Origin of the sequence: Pseudomonas avellanae BPIC 631 (assembly GCF_000444135.1) — a bacterium.
GTDB classification, from domain to species: domain Bacteria; phylum Pseudomonadota; class Gammaproteobacteria; order Pseudomonadales; family Pseudomonadaceae; genus Aquipseudomonas; species Aquipseudomonas avellanae.
The window spans coordinates 1-661 of the sequence record NZ_ATDK01000517.1 but is presented as its reverse complement, the minus strand read 5'-3'; the positions used below and the strand labels follow the sequence as shown (position 1 = coordinate 661).

General features: G+C 57.8%; 1 pseudogene. It reads left to right on the top strand.

Features of this window, described 5'->3' with window-relative positions:
• Positions 1-661: pseudogene (gene istA / locus DW49_RS0124295) on the top strand (IS21-like element ISPsy20 family transposase); the annotation flags it as partial.

Genomic DNA, 661 nt, shown 5'->3' with positions numbered 1-661 from the left:
TGTTCGATCCGGACTTCTGCAACGTGGCCTCTGGCTGGGAGAAAGGCATCGTCGAAAAGAACGTGCAGGACAGCCGCAGACGAATCTGGCTCGATGCTCAAAACTGCATGTTCCATACCTTCGAGGAACTGAATGTCTGGCTCGGCCAACGTTGCCGGTCGCTCTGGAGCGAACTGGTGCATCCGCAGTACAACGGGCTGACGGTGGCGGAGGTCTTGGAGCTGGAGCAGGCCGAAATGATGCCAATGCCGACGGCATTTGATGGCTACGTCGAGCGTACCGTGCGGGTCTCCAGCACCTGCCTGATCAGCGTGGCGCGAAATCGCTATTCAGTGCCATGTGAGCGTGTTGGTCAATGGGTCAGCAGCCGTTTGTACCCTTCGCGGATCGTGGTCATTGCCGACGAAGCGGTGATCGCCAGTCACGAGCGCCTCTTTGATCGAGATCAGGTCGGTTTTGACTGGCAGCACTACATCCCACTCATCGAACGCAAGCCTGGTGCACTGCGCAATGGCGCTCCATTTGCTGATCTGCCAAAACCGTTACAGCTTCTCAAACGCGGACTGAGGCGTCACACCAACGGTGATCGAATCATGATGCAGGTACTGGCTGCTGTGCCAATTGCGGGTCTCGTACCAGTGCTGGTGGCGGTGGAGCTGGT